Consider the following 24,071-nt stretch of genomic DNA (forward strand, 5'->3'; position numbering starts at 1 on the left):
CTCCTATTTGATGCCTGAGGTGACGAAAGAGCTGATGAAGCGTTTCTGGAAGATCAGGAAGGCGACGAGCAGAGGCGCGATCACCATGAGCGTGCCGGCGGCGATGGTGCCCCAGGCCTGCGTGCCTTCGGCGGTCTTGGTGAAGACGGAGAGGCCGATCGTGAGCGGGCGCTTGTCCGGCGAATTGATCACCATCAGCGGCCACAGGAAGTCGTTCCAGTGGCTGGTCACGGAGATGATGGCGAAGGCCGAGAAGCTCGGCATCGACAGCGGCACGTAGATGTGGCGGATGCGCTGGAACAGACCGGCGCCATCGATCAGCGCGGCGTCTTCCAGCTCGGTCGGAATGGCCTCGAACGCCTGGCGCATCAGGAAGGTGCCGAAGGCCGAGGCGAAGAACGGCATCATCACCCCGGTGAGCGTGTCGTAGAGACCGAGCTGCGCCACCAGTGACAGGTTCGGCACGATCAGCAGCACCGGCACCAGCATCAGCTGCATCAGGAACAGGTGGAAGATCGGCGTCTTGCCGGCGAAATCGAGGCGCGCAAAGGCAAAGCCGGCCAGCGTGATCGTGACGAACTGCACCAGGAGGATGCCGGTGCAGATGATCGTGGTGTTGAGCGTGTAGCGCGGAAAGTCGCCGATCTCCCAGGCGTCCCTGACATTGTCGAGCGTGGGCTTGAGGCTCGGCATCAGCTCGGCCATGGCGTTGATGCCGTCGGAGGCCGGGCGCAGCGTCGCGACGACCATCCACAGGAAGGGGATCAGCCAGACCATCGCGAGCAGCACGGTCAGGGCGAAGCCGAGCTTGGGCGTGATCTCGCCGCGGGTGGCGAGCGGGGCGTCCTTCCACAGCGTATCAAACAGCTTCATGGCCCGCCCTCGCGGCTCGCCATGGTGCGGAAGGACAGCGCGGTGAGGGCCATCAGCGCGGCGAGCGTCAGCAGCGTCGCCGCCGAAGCTTTGCCGATGTCGTAGTGCTCGACCGCCTGCTGGTAGATGTAGAACAGCACGAGGTTGGTCGAATTGGACGGTCCGCCCTGAGTCATGACGAAGACGTGGTCGACCTGCGTCACCGCATTCAGCGTGGCGATGACGGTGACGAACAGGAAGGTGGGCTTGAGCTCCGGCAGGATGATATGGCGCAGCCGCCGATACGGTCCGGCGCCGTCGAGATGCGCCGCCTCCATCACGTCCTCGGGCACGGCCTGGAGGCCGGCGAGGAAGAACAGCATGTAATAGCCGGCGTTCTTCCAGATCGTGATGACCATGATCGCATAGAGCGCGATGTCGGGATCGCCGAGCCAGTTCGGCAGCACCGGCAGCAGCCGGCCGATGTAATAGTCGAGCAGGCCGACATTCGGCAGGAAGATGAACAGGAACAGCGCCGAGGCCGCGACCATCGGGATCAGCACCGGCAGGAACAGCGCGGCGCGCAGCGCGCTGTTCACGGCATGAGTGCGCGCCAGCGCCAGCGCGAACAACAGCGCAAGCGCGATGCTCGGCACTGCCGTGCCGACGGCGTAGATCAAATTGTTGACGACGGCTCCTGCGAAAGCGGGGTCGGCAAGCACCGCGCTGATGTTCTCAAAGCCGACGAAACGCACCGGCGCCTTCGGCGTCGCGCGCTGATAGAGCGCATCGATCAGCACGCGCCCCATCGCGCCATAGGTGAACAGCGCGAGGAAGACCAGCGAGGGCAGGAGCAGCAGATAGGCCGGCAGCGAGGCCTTGAAGCGGCTCGTGAACCGCTTCAGGAGGTGCAGACGCGGTGCCGCCGACGTCGCGACCGGGAGAGCCGCGGGTTCAGCGAGGCTCATCTCATCGCGCCCGGAAATTGAGCGCGTAGTCGCGGCCGTCCACTCCCGCCGGTGGCTCGAAGGGGAAGCGCAGACTCTGGTCGAGGAAATCGTGGCTGTGCACGACGAGGTTCTCGTCGTCGATCAGCACGACGCCGTAGGCCGGCGGCTCGTGGCTGGCGAGATGCTCGCTGGCCGCAACGTCGAGCTCGAACCAGACCTGGTGGTTGGTGCCGCGCAGCGTCGAGAACGGGATCTTGCCGTAGCTGCCGAAGATCGGCCGGTGCACATGGCCGAAGAAAAGGTGGCGGATCCGCGCGCGATAGGGCGCGATGACTTCCGCGAATTCGGCGCTCTGCTTCAGCGCGATCTCGTCCATGGCGTGGACGCCGACCGGGAAGGGCGGATGGTGCATGAACACGACGAATTCCTGGTCGGCGGACGCGGCGGCGAGCGTGCTCGCCAGCCAGCCGAGGCGCTTTGCGCACATCTCGCCGGCATGGCTGGTCTCGTCCAGCGTGTCGAGGAAGACGAACAGGCCGTGCTCGGTGGTGCGCGTGCCCTGCACGAAGCCGTTGGCATCGCGCGGCGCCGCCTTCAGCGCGTCCAGGCAGGTGACGCGCTTGTCGTGATTGCCGACCATCGCGATGTAGGGAATCTTCAACGCCGTCATCGCCTCGGCGAAGTTGGCGTAGGACTCAGGCTCGCCCCAATGGGTGAGATCGCCGGTCACGACCGCAAACGCAGCGTCGGACTGGTGCTTGTTGATGTCGGCGATCGCCGCATCCAGCCGGGCGCGCGGATCGAGGCCGTAGAGCATCGAGCCGGGATTCGCGAGATGCGTGTCGGTGAGGTGGATGAATTTGAAGGGCATGGCGCGCCTAAATCGGGACGGTTGGAGGATCGGCGCCTCCGGCAAGACGGCGCTGTCAGCCCGTTAGAGCGCGTGTGTTTCAGTTTGATGACAGCGGTTCCCCTGGCCTGCTGAACATGTGGACACGCTTCGGCGGGCAGATGCGACGGGGACGGCGCCTCACGATTGCGCTGCAGTGGAGAAGCTACCTTGCCGTGAAGATGCGGTCATGGTTTGCTGGTCCAAGCCTCATTGCATCACGAGTTTCCCCAATGCCGCCGCGAGTCTTCCGCAAGCTGGGATTGCTTGCTTCTCTCTCCGTCCTGCTTGCCGTGTTGAGCACCGGTCCGCGTGCGACCGCGGCCGAGTTCAACTTCGCCCGCTACAAGGAGACCGATCTCGACGAATTCCTGGCGCGCCGGCGGCCCGCCACCGGCATGGACGTCTACCCAATGTCGCCGCTGAAGCTCGATGTCACGCTGGCCTCTCACGGCGAGCCGTGTGCCAACGGAGGGCTCAAGCGGTCTCTGATCATGAGCGGCATGCCCAAGCAGGATGCCGACAGCCTGCAGGCGACCAACTGCATCACGGTGCGCTCCGCCAAGGGGCGCGAGCTCAAGGTCTTTATGCAGGACGTGGTTTACGGGTTTCTCCCGAACGAGGTGCCGGTCGGCGGCAAGCTCTCGCTTTATGCGATCCATGCCTTCACCTCGCCCGACGGGCCGGGACTGCTGGTCAACGAATTCCTGACCCCGCGCAGCTTTCCACGTGCCGACAAGCCGGCGGACACGACGATGACATCCTGCGGATGCTGGACCCACGACGAGCATCCCGGTGTCGATTTCACTGCCGACAAGGCGGGCGCTCCGGTGGCAGCGATGGCGGACGGCGTTATCGTCAAGATCGAGACCGGCGAGCAGGCGCCGGCCGATTTTCCCGGGATCGGCGGCTGCGGCCGATACGTCGTGCTCAAGCACACCTATCCCAATGGCGGCATCGTCTACACGCGCTACGTCCAGCTCGGCCGCGTGGTCGGTCCGAAAGGCGAGACACTTAGGGTGGGAGCGACCGTCAAAGCGAAGGACACGATCGGCGAGATCGGCCCGAGCAAGGTGCTGCATTTCGAGCTTCGCCCCGTCGCTCCCGGCAACACGACGACGGACAAGGCCTGGAGCGAACGCTACGGCAAGATGCCGGACATGGAGTGGTCACGCTACGAGACCGTCGATCCTCAGAAATTCGACGTGGCATCGTTCGGCGGCGTCAGGAAGGCGACGAAGTAGGGGTGCGCAAACGCTCGATTTCGGCGATCAGTCTTGGAATGTCCTGCCGCGCGTGAGCGATGAAGTCCTGATCGGCTTCCGTTGCGCCGGTGAGGTAAATATCCTCGCCTTCGGTCTGGATGAAGTCAGATCCGCTGATATTCTCGCGCGTCTCGATGAACGATTTCCACGGACCGGCGGTAGCCTGTTCGCATCGCGCTTTGATCGCCTCGATCTCGTCGGCAGTGAGTGGATCATTCATGTCGGCGACTCTCCGTTGCCCGCTCGATCTCGCTTCGCAACATGGTCGGCCCACCAGCGGATCCAATCGCGCGCATAGGCCCTGTCGACCGGCGTGATCCAGTCGGCATCCTGGAGTGACAGCTGGAAAGCCTCCAACACTTCGCCGACAAATGGTTTGGCATCGATCTCCGCGATATCTTGCGCATCAACCTCGACCACAGGGCCCTTTGCGCCGAGGTGCTCGACTGCATGCGCGTGCTCGGTCAGAAAGAGGGGCCGCCCGGATTCCAGCCTCACGAACATCGAGGCGGCCCAGCCGAGGCCGTCGTCCTGATAATGGATCAACGTGAAGCCGAAGCGTTTTGCGAGGTCTGCGATCCGAATTGCGAGGGAGCAGAGCGGCATTTCGGGTCCGGAGAACCGAAAGTCGTCCGGGAGTTGCGTGATCACGACCGATCGCTCTCAGTTCGCTGGACCAGAGTGACCGAGTGGGCGGACGCATTGCTGCCGGAGGTCTCGCGTTTGCGCCGCGTTTGCTCGATGTGTCGATAGAGCCTCTGCAATTGATCGGCGGCTTCAACGCTACCTTGCTGGATTGCATGTTTGAGCCAGCGGACGGCCTCGTCCTGATTGGCCTCAACGGACAGCGTGCCCATCCCGTATTTGATGGCCAGCGCGGTCGTGTAAACCGGTCCGGCTCCGAGTTCGACCGCTTTCAGCAGGTGATCGAAGCACCGCCTGTCCTTCTCGAGATAGGGGAGGTTGCCGAGCCTTCGGTCATACGCGCTACTCAATTCGAGATGCGTTTCGACGTCTGCGGGGGCCATGGTAGTTTCGACCTCATCGATCAGACGATCGACCTCATCACGCACGAGGCCTGCATTCTCGCCCATCTTCGCGAGAATCACGCGTGCGGACATGTTGCCTTCCTCGATCGCTTGGCGAACCAGCGTGAGCGCTTCCGAATAGCGTCGGGCAACAAGTAGTTCCGCCACTTCGAGGCGCCATTCGGGATGCATATTCCGCTTGCCTCACGTCCCGCAGAACGTCTGCAACACGCGCTGATCCGGCAGCGGCGGATCGGCGTAGGCGGCGTACTCCGGCTGGTCGTCGAACGGCCTCGCCAGCACCTTCACCAGCTCCTCGAACGGCGCGTAATCGTCGTCGTTCACCGCGGCCTGGATCACGGCCTCGACGCGGTGGTTGCGCGGGATGAAGAGCGGGTTGACCGCGTGCATGGCGGCCTGGCGCTCGGCGGCGGTTTGCGGCTCCAGCGCGATGCGTGCGCGCCAGCGGCCGGCCCATTCGTCGAAGGCTGCGGGCTCCATGAACTGGCCGCGCACGTCCGCAGCCTCATCGCCGGCGGCCTCGCCGAGCTTGCGGAAGGTGAGGGTGAAGTCGGCCTGGTTCTTGGCCATGGCGTCGAGCAGGTCCTGGATCAGCGCATCGTCGCCGTCGCGCTCCGTGAACAGGCCCACCTTCCTGCGCAAGCCGGCCTGATAGGCCGCGCTGAACTGGTCGGAGAACGCGCCGAGAATGTCCTGGGCTTCGGCGACGGCCTTCTCCTGCTCGTCCGAAAATAGCGGCAGCAGGCATTCGGCAAGCCGCGTCAAATTCCACAAGCCGATGCGCGGCTGGTTGGCATAGGCGTAGCGGCCCATCTCGTCGATCGAGGAGAACACCTGGGCAGGATTGTAGGAATCCATGAAGGCGCACGGGCCATAATCGATGGTCTCGCCCGAGATCGAGCTGTTGTCCGTGTTCATCACGCCGTGAATGAAGCCGACCAGCAGCCAGCGCGCGATCAGCTCGGCCTGGCGCGCGACCACGGCGGCGAGCAGGGCGTGATACGGCCGCTCGGCGTGGAGCAGGTCCGGATAATGGCGCGTGATGACGTGATCGGCGAGCCGGCGGATCGCCTCGGTGTCGCGGCGGACGGCGAAGAACTGGAAAGTGCCGACGCGGATGTGGCTGGAGGCGACGCGGGTCAGCACCGCGCCGGGCAACGCGGTCTCGCGGATGACGTGCTCGCCGGTGACGACCGCGGCGAGCGAGCGCGTGGTCGGGATGCCCAGCGCAAACATGGCCTCGCTGACGATGTATTCGCGCAAGACCGGGCCGAGCGCCGCGCGGCCGTCGCCGCGGCGGGAGAATGGGGTGGGGCCGCTTCCCTTGAGCTGGATGTCGCGGCGGACGCCGTCTTTGTCGATGACCTCGCCGAGCAGGATGGCACGGCCGTCGCCGAGCTGCGGCACGAAATGCCCGAACTGGTGCCCGGCATAGGCCATGGCGATGGGATCCGCTCCGGCGGGAACCGTCTTGCCGGCCAGGATTTCCGCGCCTTCAGGGGTCTCCAGCACATCAGGATCAAGCCCGAGCTGGACCGCCAGCGGCCGGTTCAGCTTGATCAGCCGGGGCGCGGCGACGGGGGTCGGCGCGACGCGGGCGAAGAAGTTGTCCGGCAGCGCCGAATAGGAGTTCTGGAAGGGGAAATGCACCGTCATGACCTCAAGATAGGGCTGGAACGTCAATCGGCAAAGGTTCGCCCCCGGATAAGCCAAAAATGGGCACCTGAGGTCCAAATCCGGCCGTTCCCTTGGTTGCCGCCCCCGTCCTGCCGGGGTAAACCCTGCCGCAACTTCGGTCCGGCCATCACGGGCCGTTCGATTCGCTTCCTTCAGACATTGATTTTGGGACGACCATGCATCGCTACCGGTCACATACATGCGGCGCGCTCCGCGAGAGCAATATCGGCGAGACCATCCGCCTCTCCGGCTGGGTCCATCGCGTCCGCGACCATGGCGGCGTGCTGTTCATCGACCTGCGCGACCATTACGGCCTGACCCAGTGCGTGGTCGACCCGGACTCGCCGGCGTTCTCGCTGGCCGAAAAGCTGCGCTCGGAATTCGTGGTCAAGATGGACGGCAAGGTCCGCCGCCGCCCCGATGGCACCGACAATGACGACCTGCCGACCGGCAAGGTCGAGGTCTACATCAGCGAGATCGAGGTGCTGGGACCGGCCGGCGACCTGCCGCTGCCGGTGTTCGGCGACCAGGAATATCCCGAAGACATCCGCCTCAAGTATCGCTTCCTTGATCTGCGTCGCGAGAAGCTGCACCAGAACATCATGACGCGCGTCGAGATCATCAAGTCGATGCGCCGGCGCATGGAGGGGCAGGGCTTCTTCGAGTTCAACACGCCGATCCTGACCGCGTCCTCGCCGGAAGGTGCGCGCGACTTCCTCGTCCCGTCGCGCATCCATCCCGGCAAGTTCTACGCGCTGCCGCAAGCGCCGCAGCAGTACAAGCAGCTGCTGATGATGTCGGGCTTCGACCGCTACTTCCAGATCGCGCCCTGCTTCCGCGACGAGGACCCGCGCGCCGACCGTCTGCCCGGTGAGTTCTACCAGCTCGACGTCGAGATGAGCTTTGTGACGCAGGAAGACGTCTTCGCGGCGATGGAGCCTGTGATCACGGGCGTCTTTGAAGAGTTTGCCAAGGGGAAGCCGGTGACCAAGGGCTGGCGCCGGATTCCGTTCGCCGAGGCGTTGCGCAAGTACGGCAGCGACAAGCCGGACCTGCGCAATCCCATCGAGATGCAGGACGTCTCCGAGCATTTCCGCGGCTCCGGCTTCAAGGTGTTCGCGCGCATGCTCGAAGATCCCAAGAACCAGGTCTGGGCGATCCCGGCACCGGGCGGCGGCAGCCGTGCCTTCTGTGACCGCATGAACTCGTGGGCGCAAGGCGAGGGCCAGCCCGGCCTTGGCTACATCATGTGGCGCGAGGGCGGCGAGGGCGCAGGTCCTCTCGCGAACAACATCGGGCCCGAGCGCACCGCCGCGATCCGCGCGCAGCTCGGCGTCAAGGAAGGCGATGCCGCCTTCTTCGTCGCCGGCGATCCCGACAAGTTCTGGAAGTTCTCAGGTCTCGCCCGCAACAAGGTCGGCGAGGAATTGAACCTCACCGACAAGGAGCGGTTCGAGCTCGCCTGGATCGTCGACTTCCCGATGTACGAGTACAACGAGGACGACAAGAAGGTCGACTTCTCGCACAACCCGTTCTCGATGCCGCAGGGCGGCCTCGATGCGCTGAAGTCGCAGGATCCGCTGACCATCAAGGCGTTCCAGTACGACATCACCTGTAACGGCTACGAGATCGCCTCGGGCGGCATCCGCAACCACGTGCCGGAAGCCATGGTGAAGGCGTTCGAGATCGCAGGTTACGGCGAGCAGGAAGTGGTCGACCGCTTCGGCGGCATGTACCGCGCCTTCCAGTACGGCGCGCCGCCGCATGGCGGTATGGCCGCCGGCGTCGACCGCATCGTGATGCTGCTCTGTGGCACCACGAATCTACGGGAGATCTCGCTGTTCCCGATGAACCAGCAGGCCATGGACCTCCTGATGGGCGCCCCGTCGGAAGCCACCACGAAACAGCTCCGCGAGCTGCACATCCGGGTGAACCTGCCGCAGAAGTGAAGGTGAGGCTACGCCTCTCCTCGTGCGCGGAAAAGCGCGCTCTCTCCTCCTCGTCATTGCGAGCGCAGCGAAGCAATCCAGAATCTTTCCGCGGAACGAGTCTGGATTGCTTCGTCGCAAGAGCTCCTCGCAATGACGAGGAGGAGAGAGCCGCCTGTCTCTTCCCTACAGCCCCGTCGAGGCCTCGATCCTGAACTGCGCCAGCGCGCTCTGCGGGTCGGTTTGCGAGAGCTGCATCAATTGCATCAACGGCACCTTGGCGCGGGGCGTCAGTTTGATGGTCAGCGTCTGCCCCGGCGCTTCCACGAATCCGGCGAGCGCGTCGACCGCGCCCCTGGCATCGCTATTGGTCCCTGCGATCTTCTCGCCTTGCGCCCTGATCATCGCGACGATGGCGCTGCGGGCAGCATCGCGGCTGACATTCTGCATGCGTGCGAACTGCGCCACGACGAGATCGACCACGCCGCCGTCACGCAGCGAGGCCTCAAGCGCGCCGGTTTCGACCAGCGCTGCCTGACCCATCGCCTGCGCCGGGTCGGTCGTGAACAGGCCGCGCGGCACATTGACGAGCGCGACGCGGGTCTGCAGCCTGGCGAGGTTGCCGAGATCGAGCGTAGCGGGGGCGAGCGCGAACGCGCCCGACGATTCCGACCAGGCCGCGCCGAGATCCAGATCGATCGCCAGCTTGTCCACGCCTGCCACGATCAGCGGCTGCAGCGCCGGATTGGCGGGATCGGTCGGCGCGACCATCTTCACGACCAGATTGACCTTGCTCGGGATCGGCCCGACGAACTCCCCCCAGTTCAGGCTGATCGTATCGATGGTGAAGAGCTGCCGCGTCGTCTTGTACGGCGAGACCACGCCCTTGATCTCGGCACCTTGGAGCACGCGGAATAGGCCGACCATCTGATCGGGCGAGGGCGGCCGTCCCGGCGTTTGGAGACTCGCCGCCCAGCGCATCAGATTTGCCACGCTGAAGGACTTCAACGCGAAGCGGTCCATCTTGAACTGGCCCTGCGGCATCGGGATGTCGAGGCCCTCCAGCGTTATTCTGTCCTGATCGTATTTGACCGCGTCGAGCCGTCCCGTCCCTTGCGGCGTCTCGGCCGTTTGTCGGCCGATTTCGGCCTTGCCGATCTGAAAGCTTTCGAAGAAATCAGCCACTCTCGCGATCATGTCGCGCGACTGCGCCGGCGTTGGGATCGAGCCGTCGGCCGGCACCAGCGCGATGATCTCGGACGGCCGGAATTTCGAGGGCCGGATGGCAATGTCGTCGAAGGTGAAACCGTCCACCTGCATGCCCATGCCGGGCGCCGCGGTGACGACATAGGAGTTGACCGAGATGCGCCGATAGATCCTATGAAAATTGTCGTCGCTCGATCCTTGCGGATCGAGCGCGGCCCTCGCAGCGGTTGGGTCGAATTCGTAGATGGCCAGGCCGGACAATTCGCCGGTCATCTTCGCAGGCTTGCCCGGCTGGCTCAGGTCGACCGTATAGGTGACGCGGTCCATCTTCGCCGTTTCGATCTTGCCCCGGTTGAGGTTCTGGACCGATAGACCTGAATAGACATAATCCCCGCCGCCGGCATTGCCGCCCGCATTGATGTTGACCGTGAGGGTCGGCACCGCGATCTCCGACGCCGAGATGGTCGCGTATTGCGCGAGGACGAAGCGATACATGTCGATGATCGAGCCGGCCAACGGCGGGCCGTGTGCGCGGGTCGGGCCGGAAAAATCTCGCGCGCTGATCTGTGGGATCTTGTAGTTCGCCTTCACGGTGATCCGGTCGGTGGACGTGAATCCGACCTCGATCCCGGATGCATCGATGTTGTCGGCCGAAAAACGGGCCTCGTCCGGCTGGCGCACACCGACGGCCGTGATCTTGGCGACCTTCAAGGTGGCGATCTGCGCTTGGGCAGGCTCGACTGCAATGTCCTCGATCGTCAGCGTCCGGGTCGCGAGCTCGAACGTGATCTTGCCATGGCTCGCCTTGCCGCCGCCTGCGCGGAGACGCTCGAACGCCGCTTCGACCTCGCTGGTCGCCCGATGCTGGACATAGAGGTTGAAGCCGAACCATCCTCCCGCAGCGAGCACGGCAGCCACGATCAGGCCGATCAGGATTCGCTTCATTCCCAGCTCCAGTTGCTCGTTTCGCACCGCGCAACCTGCCATATTCGCGAAACGCCGTTCGGTCCAGAGAAAGCTATGGTTTCAAATATTTGACGGCGCGCCCTGTTGACGGGGATGCAATCGGATGTTGCCACCGGGCCTTCGGCCGTGCTTCATCCCGTTTCCATGACCCGGAAATACGGTCCGCTTGGGCCGTCGAATCGTGCATTTTTGAGGCCGGTAACGCGAGGCGAGACACCGCATGTCGTCCTATTCTGATGATCTCCACCAGGCGGCGCTCGCCTACCACCGTCTGCCGCGCCCTGGAAAGCTCGAGATCCAGGCAAGCAAGCCGCTTGCCAACCAGCGCGACCTCGCGCTCGCCTATTCGCCGGGCGTCGCCGCGGCCTGCACCGAGATCGCCAAGAATCCGGCCGAGGCGGCCACGCTCACCACGCGCGCCAACCTGGTTGCCGTGGTCTCCAACGGCACCGCGGTGCTCGGCCTCGGCAATATCGGTCCGCTGGCCTCCAAGCCGGTGATGGAAGGCAAGGCGGTCCTGTTCAAGAAATTCGCCGGCATCGACGTGTTCGACATCGAGATCGCCGCCGACACCATCGACCGCGTGGTCGAGACCGTGGCCGCGCTGGAGCCGACCTTCGGAGGCATCAATCTGGAGGACATCCGCGGGCCGGAATGCTTCGAGATCGAAGCGCGCTTGAAGGAGCGCATGAAGATTCCGGTCTTCCACGACGACCAGCACGGCACTGCGATCATCGTCGCCGCCGCCATCACCAATGGCCTCAGGCTGAACGGCAAGAAGCTGTCCGAGGTCAAGATCGTCGCGTCGGGGGCAGGGGCCGCGGCGATCGCGACACTCAATCTCCTGGTCTCGATGGGCGCGCAGCGCAAGAACATCTGGGTCTGCGACATCGACGGCCTCGTGCACGAGGGCCGCAACACCTCGATGGACCGCTGGAAGGCGGTCTATGCGCAGAAGACCGACAAGCGCACGCTCGCCGACGTGATCGGCGGCGCCGACATCTTCATCGGGCTCTCGGCGCCGGGCGTGCTCAAGCCGGAGATGGCCAAGGCGATGGGCGACAAGCCTTTGATCATGGCGCTCGCCAATCCGGTGCCGGAAATCATGCCGGAAGAGGCGCGCAAGGCGCGCCCCGACGCCATGATCTGCACCGGCCGTTCCGACTACCCGAACCAGGTCAACAACGTCCTCTGCTTTCCCTTCATCTTCCGTGGGGCGCTCGACGTCGGCGCCACCGCGATCAACGAGGAGATGAAGCAGGCCGCCGTCGAGGCGATCGCGCAGCTCGCGCGCGAGGCGCCGTCGGATGCCGTCGCGCAAGGTTTCGACACCGGCGAGACGCAGGGCTTCGGTCCGGGCTCGCTGATCCCGAGCCCCTTTGATCCCAGGTTGATCTTGCGCATCGCGCCGGCCGTGGCGAAGGCGGCGATGGAATCGGGCGTCGCAACGCGCCCCATCACCAATTTCGACGAATACACCGCGCTGCTCGAGCGCTTCGCCTTCCGCTCCGGCCTCGTCATGAAGCCGATGTTCGCCAAGGCCAAGACCCAGCCGGTGCGCGTGATCTATGCCGAAGGCGAGGACGAGCGCGTGCTGCGCGCCACGCAAGTCGTGCTGGAGGAAAAGCTGGCTCGGCCGATCCTGGTCGGCCGTCCGTCGGTCGTGGAGGCGCGCATCAAGCGCTTCGGCCTCTCGATCCGGGCCGGCAAGGATTTCGACCTCGTCAATCCCGAGGACGATCCGCGCTACCGCTCCTACGTGCAGTCCTATGTCGAGGTCGCCGGTCGCCGCGGCGTGACGCCGGATGCAGCCCGCACCGTGGTGCGCACCAACAATACGGTGATCGCCGCGCTCGCGGTCACGCGCGGGGAAGCAGACGCCATGCTCTGCGGCGTCGAGGGCCGCTACATGAGCCATCTGCGCCATGTCCGCGAGATCGTCGGCTTCTCGCCTGGAATCAGCGACTATGCGGCGCTGGCGCTATTGATCACCAGCAAAGGCGCCTTCTTTATCGCCGACACGCAAGTTCGCCCCAATCCGAGCGCGGAGGAGCTTGCCGAGATCGCATCGCTCGCCGCGGTCCACGTCCAGCGCTTCAACATCAAGCCGAAGATCGCCTTCGTCTCGCATTCGGATTTCGGCAGCTACGACACCGATTCCTCGCGCAAGATGCGGCTGGCGACCCAGCTTCTGAAGGACAAGCATCCGGAGATCGAGGCCGACGGCGAAATGCAGGGCGACACCGCGCTCTCCGCAGCTGCGCGAAGGATGGTGCTGCCGCATTCCAAGCTGGAGGGCGAGGCCAACATCCTGATCATGCCGACCCTGGATACCGCCAACGTCGCCTATCAGATGATCAAGTCGCTCGCGGACGCGCTGCCCGTCGGCCCGATCCTGGTCGGCCCGGCGCGCCCCGCGCATATCCTCACCCCCTCGGTGACGGCACGCGGCATCCTCAACATGACGGCCGTGGCCGTGGTGGAAGCGCAGGAACGCGCCTCGCGGCAGCAGCCGACGTTGTTTACGTAAGGCACCGCTGTCGCGCCGCTGGAGGTGCAATCCTTCTCCCCTTGTGGGAGAAGGTGGCATAGGCGGCCTTCGGCCGCCGTTCTTAGCGACGCCGAAGCGAAGCTTCGGCCGTGGCGCCGGATGAGGGGTTGTTTCCGCGAGTCGGGATCTCGCGAGTTGCCCGTGCCGATAGATACCCCTCATCCGTCTCGCCGCTTCGCGGCGAGCCACCTTCTCCCACAAGGGGGAGAAGGAAAGAGACCGGCAATTTTGAATTCCTATCAGTTCGCCATTTCCCCGTTTGTAAACCGGCGCACGACTCTCCATAATCCCCTTCAAGCGTTCTGCGTTCTGCGCTCTGAGCTTGCCAAGAGGCCGATCATGCCAGCGTTCGTGACTTTCGGGCGAATCCTGTTCGCCGTGCTGTTCATCTACACGGGCGCGACCAAGCTGTTTGCCATCCAGGCCACCGCCGACGTCATCGCAACCAAGCTCGTGGTGCCCGATGTCGTCGCGCCTTATGCCCAGCAGGTCGAGACGGCGACCGCCATGACCACGCCGCAGCTGTTGGCGATCGCGATCGGCGGGCTCGAGATCATTGCAGGGCTGATGATCGCGTTGAATTTCGGCGCGCGTTTCTTCGCGATGCTGCTGATCGTCTACGTCGCCGTCGCGACCGTCCTGTTCTACGATTTTTGGAACATGGCGGCGCCCGACAACGCCAAGATGCTGGTCGACGCGCTCAAGAACCTCTCGATCATCGGCGCGCTCTGCATGATCATCGGCTATGGCCGCACCACGCGTCCGGCCGAGGCGGCCTACGGCGACGTCTAGCGGTCACTCCGCTCTCGGCGGCGCGATCTCGCGCATCCAGCGGGAAATCGTCGCGCTGTTCGCTCCATCGCTGCCGCGCTGTCGGCCGAGCAGGGCGGCCTCCCGTGCGGCGCGGGGCGTGATGCCGTAGGCGGCCTTGAACGAGCGCGTGAAATGCGCGTCGGTGCCAAGCTGCCAGCGCCGTGCCACCTCGCTGATCCGGGGGCCCCGCGCGCCCGAATTGGCGAGGTCGAAGAAGGCGCGGTGCAGTCGGCGGCTGCGGATGTAGTCGGCGATGCCGCCGACCGGGGCGAACAGCCGGTACAGCGAGGCCCGGGACAGGCCGAAATGGGCGGCGATCGAATTGGCCGACAGATCCTCGCTGGCAAGGCCAGCCTCGATATATTGGCGGATCCGCATCAAGGACGGGCTTGCCGCGACGCCATGGTCGGCATCGGCCTCGCCCCGTTCGATTTCGTTGCGAAGGCACGCGGCCAGCAGCGACACCGTGCCCTCGACCACGGATTGGCATTCGTCGAGGCTCATGCGCGGGGCAAATTCGAACAGGGCGGTGAGATGCCCCGCCAGCAATCGCGCGATCACGCTGCTGCCCGGCAGCACCAGGCCATGCAAATCATCGACCCGCAAGAGATGGGCGGCGAACATCGGGCGCGGCACGACCAGCGTGACATTCTCGAACGCCGTCGCCTTGGTCTCCAGCGCCTGGGCGAGATCGAACAGGCAGATGTCGCCGGCGCGTACGCGCATCGGCCGTGTTCCGGCAACGCCGTCATAGCCGCCCTTCAGATAGAGCTGGAGGATGATGTGGTCGACGCCGCTGCGCGCGATCGTTTCGGCCGTCCGGCGGAAACGCTGGCCGCTGGCACGGCTCAGCCCGATCAGCACCGGTCCCATGGCGTAGGAGCTGAGGTCGGCGCGAAACGGGCCCGGTTCGCCGGCGGCGAGCTCGTCCACCTCGAACAGCGTGGCGACGGCTTCCCGCCACGCTGCGATGTTCGCCTCCGTCTCCATCTGATCGGCGCTGAAGCCGAATGCCGGCAGCAGGGACGATATCGGGGCGACATCGTCATTCAATCCGGAAGCGTCCGTCGGACTAGTCGGCGTGCAGTCGTCGCTCATTCTGGCCGTGGGTTAGTTTTTGCTCTTTTGTCTCAGTCTATTGATGCGGTGTGTCGCAGCCGTTGGCCCGTATTGACGCCGCGCCTCGGACGTTGGCTATAGCGCCACGACCGCCGTCGGGGCCGATTTTCGGGTCTCGGCAAATATGCTAGCCGGCTTTGCGCTGGCCGGCGGCGGGACCAATTTTAGCACGGCACATCAGCAATATGCGGAACGGTATGATGTTGCAGGTACTGTGCATGGGGTTGTTTTTCCAGTTTGGGTCGGAGCCGGCGTAAGCGCCGCCACTGCCGGCAGGCTACCCCCGCCGCCACGGGGTCACGGTCACTTCATGCGCCGCGTCGAGGAGGTAGGGCGCACCCGGCCTCATCCCGTGCGCAGCCAGCACCTCGTGAGGCGTCCGCTGGGGCACGCCGACGAAGCAGCCCTCGCCGCCGGGCAGCCGCACATGCGGAGCCTCCGACAGCCAGAACGTGTCGTAGCGGTCCATGAACAGGTCGAACACGACCGGTCCGCCGATGACGGCGACCATGCCGGATGCGACGTCGGCGAAGGCGCAGGCCTGCTCGAAGTTCGCATGCTCAGGATTCCACAGCGTCGCGTTCGGCATCTCCGGATCGACGGTGAGGTCCCTGATCTTGCGGGTCAGGATCAGCCGCTTGCGGCTGGCCGAATTCGGCTGCTGCTCGTGCGAGTTGCGGCCGTGCACGATCAGCGCGGCGCGATCGAGTGCCTGCTCGAAGAACCGCTTGTCACCTTCGAATTTCAACGTCTCAGGCATGATGTGCGACGGATCGGCGAGCATGCCGTCCGCGGAGACGATGACGTAGCCTTCGATACGGAAAGACAAGTGCGACGGCTATTCGGAAACGGTGGTCACCACCGAATTGACCGGGCGCTGACTCACCGTCGGCAGCTTGAGGTCCTTGAGCAGCTCCTGGTCGTATTCCGGCAGCGTCGAGGCCGGGAACTTGGCGCGCATCGCGACCACCTTGTAGCCGCCGGCCTTCAGCCGCTTGAGCAGCTCGGGCAGGGCCTCCGCGGTGTGCTTCTGGAAGTCGTGCATCAGGATGATGCCCTTGCCCTTGGTATCGAGCTTCTTCATCACGGTCTCGACGATCTTCTCGGGCTTGGAAGCCTTGAAGTCGAACGAGTCGATGTCGCAGGAGAAGCTCGCGACATTGCGGTTGCCGAGATAGGTGACCATCTCGGGCGGATGCTGCAGCGCCGGGAAGCGGAAGAACGGCGCGGGCGAGATGCCGCCGAGCGCCCACTTCACCGCCGCAAAGCCCTTCTCGATCTCGTCCTTGCGCTGCGCTTCGTTGAGCTTCTTGTTGTTGAGGTTGGCGTGCGACCAAGTGTGGGCGCCGACGGTGTGGCCGGCTGCGTAGACCTGCTTGAGGACCTCCGGCTCGTAGGTCGCGTGCTTGCCGATGATGAAGAAGATTCCGGTGGTGCATTCGTCCGCGAGCGCCTTCAGCACCGCGGGCGTGTTGCGCGGCCAGGGGCCGTCGTCGAAGGTCAGCACGACCTCCTTGTCGCGCAGGAAGTCGAGCTCCTTGAAATGCTCGAAGCCGAAGCCGGGACCGCCCGTGGTGTCGATCTCGACGGTGCGGGCGACGCCGAGTGCGCCCGGTGTGTTGCAGGCCGCGCGGGCCGGCTGCGGCGGCTGTTTCGGCGGGGGCGGATTGACGAAGCCCGCTGGCGCCGCAGCCGCTGCTGCGGGCGCTGGAGCTGCAGGGGATGTTGCAGCCGCTGGTGTTGCCGCCGGCGCGGCTTGCGGTGCGGCCGCGGGCTTCGCGGCCGGCGTCTGCGACCATGCGGCGCCGGAGAGCGCCACCGACATCGCACCTGCTAAAATCAGTCCTGCCGCCACGCGCATGGTGATGTCCCTCGAGATTGATCCCGTTGTTCCGCCGTGGCTTTTCGCCTGCGGCAAAAACCGTCCTGCCCAAAACAATCCTAGCCTAGATGGTGGGCCATCGCCATTGCAACGGCTGTTTGATGCCGCGTCGCAATTGTGCCCAGCCGGATGGCGTGCACTTGAGTCGTGCACGTGAGTCAAGTGTCGGCCAGGGCCCTTGCAATGGCGGTCTTGATCCGCGTGTCGGCCGGCTCGACGGCGGATGGAAATACCTCGGCGATATAGCCGTCGCGGCCGATCAGGTATTTGTGGAAGTTCCAGCGCGGAACTTCCTTCGGTCGGGCTTCCGCGGCCCATTTGTAGAAGGGATGCGCCCGCGCACCGACCACCGCAGCCTTGGCCGTAATCGGGAAGGTAACGCCATATTGGTGGTGTGCGGTCTGCGTGATCTCGCTGCTGCCACCGGGCTCCTGGCCGCCGAAATCGTTGGACGGCACGCCGATCACGGTGAGCCCGCGCCCGCGAAACTCGTTCCAGATTTCCTGCAGGCCGGCATATTGCGGCGTGTAGCCACAGAGCGAGGCCGTGTTCACCACCAGCAGCGGTTTGCCGGTGAACGTGGCGAGGCGGATGTCGTCGCCTGACAATGCGGGGAAGGAGAAGGCGTAGGCCGAGATCCGGCTCATGGCGCCATCGGCGAGGGCGCGCGTGACAGGCGCGAACGCGCCCGCAAGCGTGACGCTCAGCACGGTTCTGCGATTCATCATGACGGCGTCCCCCGAGATGATCCGAGGGCAGATTACTCCGCCACTGCGGCCTCGCGCGTCAACACCGCGTTATCGGTCCTGCGAGAGAGCTAGTACAGGCGGACGATGAAGTCGGTACCTTCGCCGGTCTCGCCCTGGTTGATGCCCTGGTCGGAGACGATGATCGAGCCGCCTGACGTCAGCATCTCGTTGATTTTCGCCATGGTCTCAGTGGGGACCGAGATGCGGTTGAGGGCTTCGGCTGGGCTGTCCGGCGTCACCACCGGTTTTGCGGCGACGGGGATCACGGCGGCACCGCGCTGGCGGCGCGCCACGCGGTTGTCGTCCTCGCGCGCCACGGAACGGGCGGACACGGGCAGCGACACCACCGACCAGTGCAGCGTGTTGGCATCGGCCTTGTCGAGCTCGGCGGTGAAGACATGCGTGCCGAGCGGCCGGTCGCTCGCGGCGATCGTGACAGGCACCTCGAACAGCGGCGCAAAATTCTGCCGCACATAGAGCTTGGAATCCTTGCGGCTGATGAAGACGGCAATCTGGCCGGCCCGCTTGGGTGTGTCCGGCTTTGCCGCCGGCGCAGGATCGGTGAGGCGGCCCTCGTCCTTCTTTGCATCGGGTGCGGTGGCGAGCGCCGGCGCATCGGGTGCCTTCGCGGCTTCCGTTTTGACCGGGTCGACCTTGTCGGCAGGCTTGTTCTCGGTCGCCGGCTTGGCGGCGTCTTCGGACGCAGGCTTGGCCGCTTCGGCCGTCTTGACCTCGTTGGCCGTCGCCGCGGCTTCCTCGCGCGCAGCCGCATGGCCGGTGGTCACGTCCGACAACACGGTGTGGCCGACCGAGGTGCGCAGCTCGACCACGCTGTCGGCGCTGGCCGTCTTGGTCTCGACCGGCTTGGCTTCGGTCGTGCCCTTATCGGCCTTGTCAGCGACATTGGTCTGCGGCGCGAGGCTCGCGGCGGGCTGCGGCGGCACGCGCATGGAGGCGAGCACGGGATGGGAGAAGCTTTGCGGCGATACCTGGCCGGGCGCCACGATCACGCGCGCGCCCATCCTGGTCCAGTTCCACATCTTCATCGCGAACGCCATGGGCATGCGGATGCAGCCATGCGAGGCCGGATAGCCCGGCAGCGCGCCAGCATGCATCGCGACGCCGGACCAGGTGATCCGCTGCATGTACGGCATCGGCGCGCCGCTATAGAGGTTGGAACGGTGGAATTTGTGCTTCTGGATGATGCTGAACACGCCCATCGGCGTCGAGTGGCCCTTCATGCCCGTCGACACCGGTGATTCCGCGAACACGCCGGCTTTGTCGTAGACCGTCATCTTCTGCCGGTCGATCGAGACGACAATGACGAGTGGCCCTTGCGGCTTGGTGCCGGCTTCCTTCTCGACAACGACGTCCTTCTTGCTTGCGGCGCCGCGCTTTTGCGGCTTCTGGCGCGGTATTTCGGGAAGCCGGTTCGGCCGGGCGTAGTAGGGCCGGTCGGAATAGTCCGTCCAGTAATAAAATGCTGCGTTTGCTTCGCTGGTTGCGCCGATCGCACCCGCCGCCGTCAACATGGCGACCTGCCACAGCCGTGCCGGCTTGGCAGGCGAACCCCACCCGTTCACGCTGTTCATCCTCGAATCCATTATCCAAATCAGACGTTAGTCTCGCAAAGGGAATACGCGTTCACCAGCAGCGCGGTTCTGCCATCAGCTACTTTTGTCCAAGGCGTAGCAAAAAAGCCTCACGGAGCGGTAAACGGCGGCCGGGTCCGCTCCTCTGCCGCCTTCCTGACCGCCGCTTGCGTTCCTACATTGCGGGGACTTGTTAGCGGAGAACTTCATGTCATCTCGTTTCCCCGGTCTTTCGAGCATCCGTCTGAAAGGCCTCGCTTTATTCCTCCTGGCTCTGACCGCGCCAATGGCGTCGGCATCTGCGGCCGACGAACCTGATCTGATCTTCCGCCGCTCTACCGTGTTCAAATGGATGAGCCCGAACGACAAGCTCGCGACCTATGGTCTCGACGATCCCGAAGTCGAAGGCGTCGCCTGTCATTTCACGGTGCCGGAGAAGGGCGGCTTCAAAGGCTGGCTCGGCCTTGCCGAGGAGGTCTCGGATATCTCGCTGGCCTGCCGCCAGGTCGGTCCGGTCAAGTTCAAGCACAAAATGGAGCAGGGCGACGACATGTTCCGCCAGCGCCGGTCGCTGTTCTTCAAGAAGATGCAGATCGTGCGCGGCTGCGACGCCAAGCGCAACGTGCTGGTCTACATGGTCTATTCAGACAAGCTGATCGAAGGCTCGCCCAAGAACTCGACCTCGACCGTGCCGATCATGCCGTGGGGACCTGCGGACGCAAACGTCCAGAAGTGCGGCGAGTTCTTCACGCAATGAGGCGCTCCGCGTTCACTCCTGCAACGCGCTCGCGTTCACCCGGCGGCGATCGCGCGGCGTCGCAAGGCGCGATCCGGTCAGTCGCACGAACGTCTGCGGCGCCGCCTCGAGGCCGCGGCTCGATTGCAGCGCCATTGCGCCGGTGCTGCCGCGAATGATCGGTTGATCTGCGCGCTCCGTCGGTGGATTTTCATCGCGCGGCGTTGCGCGATTTCCCGCCATCATGGCCATCCCTCACGTGAATGCGCCCGATGATCCGGGCGTCTCGGTTTCGATGGCTTGGGTCGTTGCTGAACCAATTCCGGTTCGACAGGATCCAGCCTTCTTTTGCCGCCCTTTCAGCAGAAAAACGTAAAATGCATGTGAAGCGCGCGCGGCGGCCGCGTGACAACGCTTGGGCGGGGTGCACGTCCGTGCCGGCGCCGGAACTTGGCAGGCGACTTTGGCCTGCCGCCAGACCTATCTGAAATAACTGGCATTTTCCGAGAATTGTTTCGTCGCCGTGGCCGGGACGAAACAATTCTCACGAAGACGAAACCATTTTCAGTTTTTCGCGCATCACGCGCGAAACCGCCCATGGTTATCAGGCTGATAAGGACGACGGCGCACCGCCGGCCACAGAATTGGGACACAGATCATGCGCGCGCTCAGCTTCATCCTTGCTTTCGGTTTCGTGCTCGCCGGCTCCTCGTTGGCGGGTGCGCCCGACGGCAATCTCCCCGGTGTCGGTACCTTCCAGTACAGCGGCTCGCCCGTTGCGGTTCCGGCCGCTCAGCCGATCATGGTCGCCGCGCGCTTCTGACTGCACACAACGAAACAGCCGGCAAAACTATCATGTTGCTTCGTCTCTGCGCCGCAGCGTTCGTGTCCCTTCTGACGATCAACTCCGTTCAGGCGCAGGTCCGCTCACCTTCCAGGCTACCCGATCCGCGTGGCGAATTCGTGCGCCAGTGTGCGCCGCACATGCTCGGGCGCTGGCAGCATCCGGAAGCGGTCTGCGGCTGCCTGCACGATCACGCCGCCGCGGCCGTCGAGGATCGCGATCTGCGCGAAGCGCTGCTGCGCGGCATCAGCGAGACCGGCGTGCCCACCATCGAGACAGATTGGGTACCGGCCTCCAAGCACAGCGAGATCGGCCCGACCTTCACCAAGATCGCCAAACCGACCCTGCAGTGCATGTTCGATCCGGCGAAATAGTCCTGGATCCTTACTTCGTTTTCGGTCCGTGCCGGGGCACGCAGGAACTCGTGCGCGAGACTCCCTTGTCGGTCATCTTCGCGCCGCGCACTTCCCTGAGCTGACCGGCGGGGCAGGTTCCGTCATCCACGAGCACGCGCTGGCCGAGCTTCAGATCGCCGATGTCCTGCTCACGTCCGACTGTGGCAGCGCGTGCCGTCGAGACAAGCGCGATGGAGATCAGCAGCGAGAGGCAGGTCGCGTGGCGCAGCAGCATGATGTGAGGTCCCGGAATCGATGCCGCAATCTAGGGAGCGGCGGGCGATTCTGATAGTGAAGCTTCGTCAGGCCCGGCGGGCCGGTTTTCCTTTTGCGGCCAAGGCTGCGCGCGATTCCCTCGCGAGACGTTCCGCGGACGCCACGAGCTGCGGCACGGGATGTCCGGAAAATCCCAGCACGAAGCCGGGCAGGGGACGCCCGCGCGAATAGGTGTCGGCCAATAGCCAGCCTTCGGCGCCAGCCGCCTGCTTGGCCAGCGCCGCCACCGCCGGATCGACGGCAGGATCGAACCGGGCGACAAGATGCAGGCCTTGTGAGGGCACCGGCACCGAAAGCGCGCCACCGGATGCGACTTCCAGCCTCTCGGCGAGCACGTCGCGCGCCTCGCGATAGAGTTTCCGCACGCGCTTCAGATTCGCGGCGAAGGCGCCGGAATTGAGCATGTCCGCCACCGCGCCCTCCATCAGCGTGCCGGGAAAGCGGTCGAGCGCCGCCCGCGCCGTCGTCACGTCCGCGATCAGGCGTTCGGGCAGCGCGCAATAGCCGATGCGCAGGCCCGGAAACAGCGTCTTGGCAAAGGTGCCGAGGTAGATCACGCGCTGGAGCCGATCGATGCCGGCGAGCGACATCAGCGGCGCGCCGTCATAACGGAACTCGCTGTCGTAATCGTCCTCGAGCACGAATGCGCCGGCCTGTTTGGCCCAGTCCAGAAGCTCGAGCCGTCGCGGCATCGACATCTGCACGCCAAGTGGAAACTGGTGCGACGGCGTGACGTAGGCCGCGCGCGCGGACGGCGCCGCGATGCGGCCTTTGGCGACGCGCATCCCGTGTTCGTCCACCGGGACGGGCACGGCGCGATAACCGCAATGGGCGATGGTTTTTCGCGCGGCGGGATAGCCCGGATCCTCGCACCAGACCTGGTCGCTGGATTTCAGGATCGCGCTCAGCACGATGCGCAGCGCGTGCAGCGTGCCCGAGGTCAGCATGATCTGGTCGGGATCGCAACGCAGCCCCCGCGCCGACAACAGATGGTCGGCGATCGCCACGCGCAGCTCGCGGCTGCCGCGAGGGTCGCCATAATGCAGGTGCTCGGTTCCGAATGCGCGCATGCGGCGGCCGACGAAAGCGCGAAAACGCTGCACGGCGCGTTCGTCGATATGGGTGCAGCCAAGCGCAAACGCGCCTTGCTTTGGCGCTTCGAGAACGACCTTCGGCTTGTTCGGCTCGGCGGCGCGCTGGGGTATACGCGCCGCGACGAACGTTCCGGAGCCGACCGTCGCGTCGGCAAAGCCGTCGGCGATCAGGCGCTCATAGGCGGTGACGACGGCGTTGCGGCGGAAGCCGGTCTGCCTGGCCAGCGTCCGCGATGGCGGCAGCGGCTCGCCCGGCCGGACCAGGCCGGAGACGATCATCTCGCACAGTGCCTGATACAGCCGGTGCGCGGCAGAAGCGCCGGCCGTGACGTGAGGGCCGGTGAGGTCGAGCGGAAGCTCGGGCTTGGTTCGGGACGACGAATTGGTCGGAATTTTTTGCATGGAATTGGAACTATCGCAGACCAAATGCGCCGCTACAACTGCTCCGGATTTCTTCCATCCGAGCAGGAGCGGCTGTGAGCCAGACCGAGACCTCGAATTCCTATCCGACATCGGCACGCAACCAGGTGAAGCGCCGGCACGACCGCGGCTTCTATGATCACGACACGGTTCATCGCATCCTGGATTCTTCGATGCTGTGCCACGTCTCCTACGCAATCGACGGCCAGCCCTATTGCACGCCGACCTTCTTCTGGCGCGAGGGCACCAGGCTGTACTGGCACGGATCGAGCGCCAGCCGCATGCTACGCAACCAGAGCAAGGGCGAGCGCGTCTGCCTGACGGTCGCCCATCTCGACAGCCTCGTGCTGGCACGCTGCGGCTTCAACCATTCCGCCGACTACCGCGCCGTGATGGCGTTCGGCACAGCCTATCTCGTCACCGATCCTGATGAGAAGGAGCGCGCGGTGATCGCCATGGTCGATCGCTTCTTCCCGGATCGCACCGCCGGCCTGCGACAGAGCACCATGCAGGAAATCAAGGCGACGTCCTTCATCGCAATGGAAATCGAGGAAGCCTCGGCCAAGATCCGCGCCAAGGGCGTCGCCGACCATGACGAGGACTATGCGCTGCCGATCTATGCGGAGCGCATTCCGGTCCGCACCGTGCTCGGCGCCCCCGAACCGTGCCCGCGCCTGCTCGATGGTGTCAGCCGGCCTGCGACTCTGAACGGCTATTCCGAAGGCCGGCTGCTCGAAGATGCATTGCGGGATGCATATTTTCTGGAGTACCCGAACGGCTGAAATCGGCTAGTTTGCGCGCTCCCTGGGACCATTGGA

The 24,071-nt window shown here is 64.8% G+C and carries 24 protein-coding genes; 8 read left to right on the forward strand and 16 right to left on the reverse strand.

Annotation, left to right across the window (positions count from 1 at the left end):
* Window positions 1-3: 3 nt before the first annotated feature.
* Genes GA0061099_RS16100 through GA0061099_RS16110 form a run of 3 tightly spaced genes read right to left on the reverse strand, consistent with a single transcriptional unit; the run spans window position 4 to window position 2,673 of the window.
* Window positions 4-873, reverse strand: a complete 870-nt coding sequence (locus GA0061099_RS16100; RefSeq protein ID WP_036022745.1) for a carbohydrate ABC transporter permease — start codon at window positions 871-873, stop codon at window positions 4-6.
* Window positions 870-1,820, reverse strand: a complete 951-nt coding sequence (locus tag GA0061099_RS16105; RefSeq protein ID WP_074447895.1) for a carbohydrate ABC transporter permease — start codon at window positions 1,818-1,820, stop codon at window positions 870-872. Before GA0061099_RS16105 ends, GA0061099_RS16100 begins: the two co-directional genes overlap by 4 nt.
* A 1-nt stretch (window position 1,821) precedes the next feature.
* On the reverse strand, window positions 1,822-2,673 hold the full coding sequence (locus GA0061099_RS16110; RefSeq protein ID WP_036022751.1) for a phosphodiesterase: 852 nt from the start codon (window positions 2,671-2,673) through the stop codon (window positions 1,822-1,824).
* A gap of 251 nt (window positions 2,674-2,924) precedes the next feature.
* Here GA0061099_RS16110 and GA0061099_RS16115 point away from each other — a divergent pair, with 251 nt between their 5' ends.
* The gene (locus GA0061099_RS16115) at window positions 2,925-3,935 is read left to right on the forward strand and encodes a M23 family metallopeptidase (protein ID WP_050995864.1); all 1,011 of its coding nucleotides are present in this window, start codon (window positions 2,925-2,927) and stop codon (window positions 3,933-3,935) included.
* On the opposite strand, the gene GA0061099_RS16120 is transcribed toward GA0061099_RS16115, so the two are convergent.
* Genes GA0061099_RS16120 through GA0061099_RS16135 form a run of 4 tightly spaced genes read right to left on the reverse strand, consistent with a single transcriptional unit; the run spans window position 3,916 to window position 6,661 of the window.
* Window positions 3,916-4,176: a hypothetical protein gene (locus GA0061099_RS16120; RefSeq protein ID WP_036022752.1), complete on the reverse strand. Its 261-nt coding sequence runs from the start codon at window positions 4,174-4,176 to the stop codon at window positions 3,916-3,918. The two genes, GA0061099_RS16115 and GA0061099_RS16120, sit on opposite strands and share 20 nt — an antisense overlap.
* On the reverse strand, window positions 4,173-4,607 hold the full coding sequence (locus GA0061099_RS16125; RefSeq protein ID WP_036022754.1) for a hypothetical protein: 435 nt from the start codon (window positions 4,605-4,607) through the stop codon (window positions 4,173-4,175). Before GA0061099_RS16125 ends, GA0061099_RS16120 begins: the two co-directional genes overlap by 4 nt.
* Complete coding sequence (locus tag GA0061099_RS16130; RefSeq protein ID WP_036022756.1) at window positions 4,604-5,176, reverse strand: SEL1-like repeat protein; 573 nt, start codon at window positions 5,174-5,176, stop codon at window positions 4,604-4,606. The genes GA0061099_RS16125 and GA0061099_RS16130 overlap by 4 nt, the downstream gene beginning before the upstream one ends.
* 12 nt (window positions 5,177-5,188) lie before the next feature.
* Complete coding sequence (locus GA0061099_RS16135; RefSeq protein ID WP_036022765.1) at window positions 5,189-6,661, reverse strand: protein adenylyltransferase SelO; 1,473 nt, start codon at window positions 6,659-6,661, stop codon at window positions 5,189-5,191.
* A 197-nt stretch (window positions 6,662-6,858) separates the two neighbouring features.
* On the opposite strand from GA0061099_RS16135, the gene aspS reads away from it, so the two are divergent.
* Complete coding sequence (gene aspS / locus GA0061099_RS16140; RefSeq protein ID WP_036022757.1) at window positions 6,859-8,631, forward strand: aspartate--tRNA ligase; 1,773 nt, start codon at window positions 6,859-6,861, stop codon at window positions 8,629-8,631.
* 165 nt (window positions 8,632-8,796) lie between these two features.
* Here aspS and GA0061099_RS16145 read toward each other — a convergent pair whose 3' ends face one another.
* Window positions 8,797-10,761: a hypothetical protein gene (locus tag GA0061099_RS16145; protein ID WP_036022758.1), complete on the reverse strand. Its 1,965-nt coding sequence runs from the start codon at window positions 10,759-10,761 to the stop codon at window positions 8,797-8,799.
* A gap of 241 nt (window positions 10,762-11,002) precedes the next feature.
* Here GA0061099_RS16145 and GA0061099_RS16150 point away from each other — a divergent pair, with 241 nt between their 5' ends.
* Window positions 11,003-13,312, forward strand: a complete 2,310-nt coding sequence (locus GA0061099_RS16150) for an NADP-dependent malic enzyme (RefSeq protein ID WP_036022760.1) — start codon at window positions 11,003-11,005, stop codon at window positions 13,310-13,312.
* Between the two features lie 360 nt (window positions 13,313-13,672).
* Window positions 13,673-14,125, forward strand: a complete 453-nt coding sequence (locus tag GA0061099_RS16155) for a DoxX family membrane protein (RefSeq protein WP_036000486.1) — start codon at window positions 13,673-13,675, stop codon at window positions 14,123-14,125.
* 3 nt (window positions 14,126-14,128) lie between these two features.
* On the opposite strand, the gene GA0061099_RS16160 is transcribed toward GA0061099_RS16155, so the two are convergent.
* The 5 genes from GA0061099_RS16160 to GA0061099_RS16180 form a co-directional block, all read right to left on the reverse strand.
* Window positions 14,129-15,244 (reverse strand): helix-turn-helix domain-containing protein, encoded by a 1,116-nt coding sequence (locus GA0061099_RS16160; RefSeq protein ID WP_050995865.1) that lies wholly within the window; start codon window positions 15,242-15,244, stop codon window positions 14,129-14,131.
* A 298-nt stretch (window positions 15,245-15,542) separates the two neighbouring features.
* Complete coding sequence (locus GA0061099_RS16165; protein WP_036000481.1) at window positions 15,543-16,094, reverse strand: dihydrofolate reductase family protein; 552 nt, start codon at window positions 16,092-16,094, stop codon at window positions 15,543-15,545.
* A 9-nt stretch (window positions 16,095-16,103) separates the two neighbouring features.
* A complete protein-coding gene (locus tag GA0061099_RS16170) occupies window positions 16,104-17,126 on the reverse strand; it encodes a polysaccharide deacetylase family protein (protein ID WP_036000479.1) in 1,023 nt (340 codons plus the stop codon).
* A gap of 179 nt (window positions 17,127-17,305) precedes the next feature.
* On the reverse strand, window positions 17,306-17,875 hold the full coding sequence (locus tag GA0061099_RS16175; protein WP_036022762.1) for a glutathione peroxidase: 570 nt from the start codon (window positions 17,873-17,875) through the stop codon (window positions 17,306-17,308).
* Window positions 17,876-17,964: 89 nt separating this feature from the next.
* Window positions 17,965-19,488 (reverse strand): L,D-transpeptidase, encoded by a 1,524-nt coding sequence (locus tag GA0061099_RS16180; RefSeq protein ID WP_074447896.1) that lies wholly within the window; start codon window positions 19,486-19,488, stop codon window positions 17,965-17,967.
* Between the two features lie 208 nt (window positions 19,489-19,696).
* Here GA0061099_RS16180 and GA0061099_RS16185 point away from each other — a divergent pair, with 208 nt between their 5' ends.
* A complete protein-coding gene (locus GA0061099_RS16185) occupies window positions 19,697-20,245 on the forward strand; it encodes a CreA family protein (RefSeq protein WP_036000425.1) in 549 nt (182 codons plus the stop codon).
* Window positions 20,246-20,257: 12 nt separating this feature from the next.
* Here GA0061099_RS16185 and GA0061099_RS16190 read toward each other — a convergent pair whose 3' ends face one another.
* Window positions 20,258-20,467, reverse strand: a complete 210-nt coding sequence (locus GA0061099_RS16190) for a hypothetical protein (RefSeq protein WP_311735374.1) — start codon at window positions 20,465-20,467, stop codon at window positions 20,258-20,260.
* A gap of 415 nt (window positions 20,468-20,882) precedes the next feature.
* Here GA0061099_RS16190 and GA0061099_RS41170 point away from each other — a divergent pair, with 415 nt between their 5' ends.
* A complete protein-coding gene (locus GA0061099_RS41170; RefSeq protein ID WP_167361658.1) occupies window positions 20,883-21,047 on the forward strand; it encodes a hypothetical protein in 165 nt (54 codons plus the stop codon).
* Window positions 21,048-21,079: 32 nt separating this feature from the next.
* Entirely contained in the window at window positions 21,080-21,442 is a 363-nt protein-coding gene (locus GA0061099_RS16195; protein ID WP_036022768.1) for a hypothetical protein, read from the forward strand.
* Between the two features lie 10 nt (window positions 21,443-21,452).
* Here the strand turns inward: GA0061099_RS16195 and GA0061099_RS16200 are convergent, their stop codons facing one another.
* Window positions 21,453-21,698 carry a DUF6719 family protein gene (locus GA0061099_RS16200; protein ID WP_036022769.1) on the reverse strand — a complete coding sequence of 82 codons (246 nt, stop codon included), beginning with the start codon at window positions 21,696-21,698 and terminating at the stop codon, window positions 21,453-21,455.
* Between the two features lie 67 nt (window positions 21,699-21,765).
* Window positions 21,766-23,235 carry a MocR-like pyridoxine biosynthesis transcription factor PdxR gene (gene pdxR / locus GA0061099_RS16205; protein ID WP_036022770.1) on the reverse strand — a complete coding sequence of 490 codons (1,470 nt, stop codon included), beginning with the start codon at window positions 23,233-23,235 and terminating at the stop codon, window positions 21,766-21,768.
* A 74-nt stretch (window positions 23,236-23,309) separates the two neighbouring features.
* On the opposite strand from pdxR, the gene GA0061099_RS16210 reads away from it, so the two are divergent.
* Window positions 23,310-24,035, forward strand: a complete 726-nt coding sequence (locus GA0061099_RS16210) for a pyridoxamine 5'-phosphate oxidase family protein (RefSeq protein ID WP_036022771.1) — start codon at window positions 23,310-23,312, stop codon at window positions 24,033-24,035.
* The last annotated feature ends 36 nt before the right edge of the window (window positions 24,036-24,071 follow it).

It is taken from the genome of Bradyrhizobium yuanmingense, from assembly GCF_900094575.1.
Taxonomy (GTDB): domain Bacteria; phylum Pseudomonadota; class Alphaproteobacteria; order Rhizobiales; family Xanthobacteraceae; genus Bradyrhizobium; species Bradyrhizobium yuanmingense.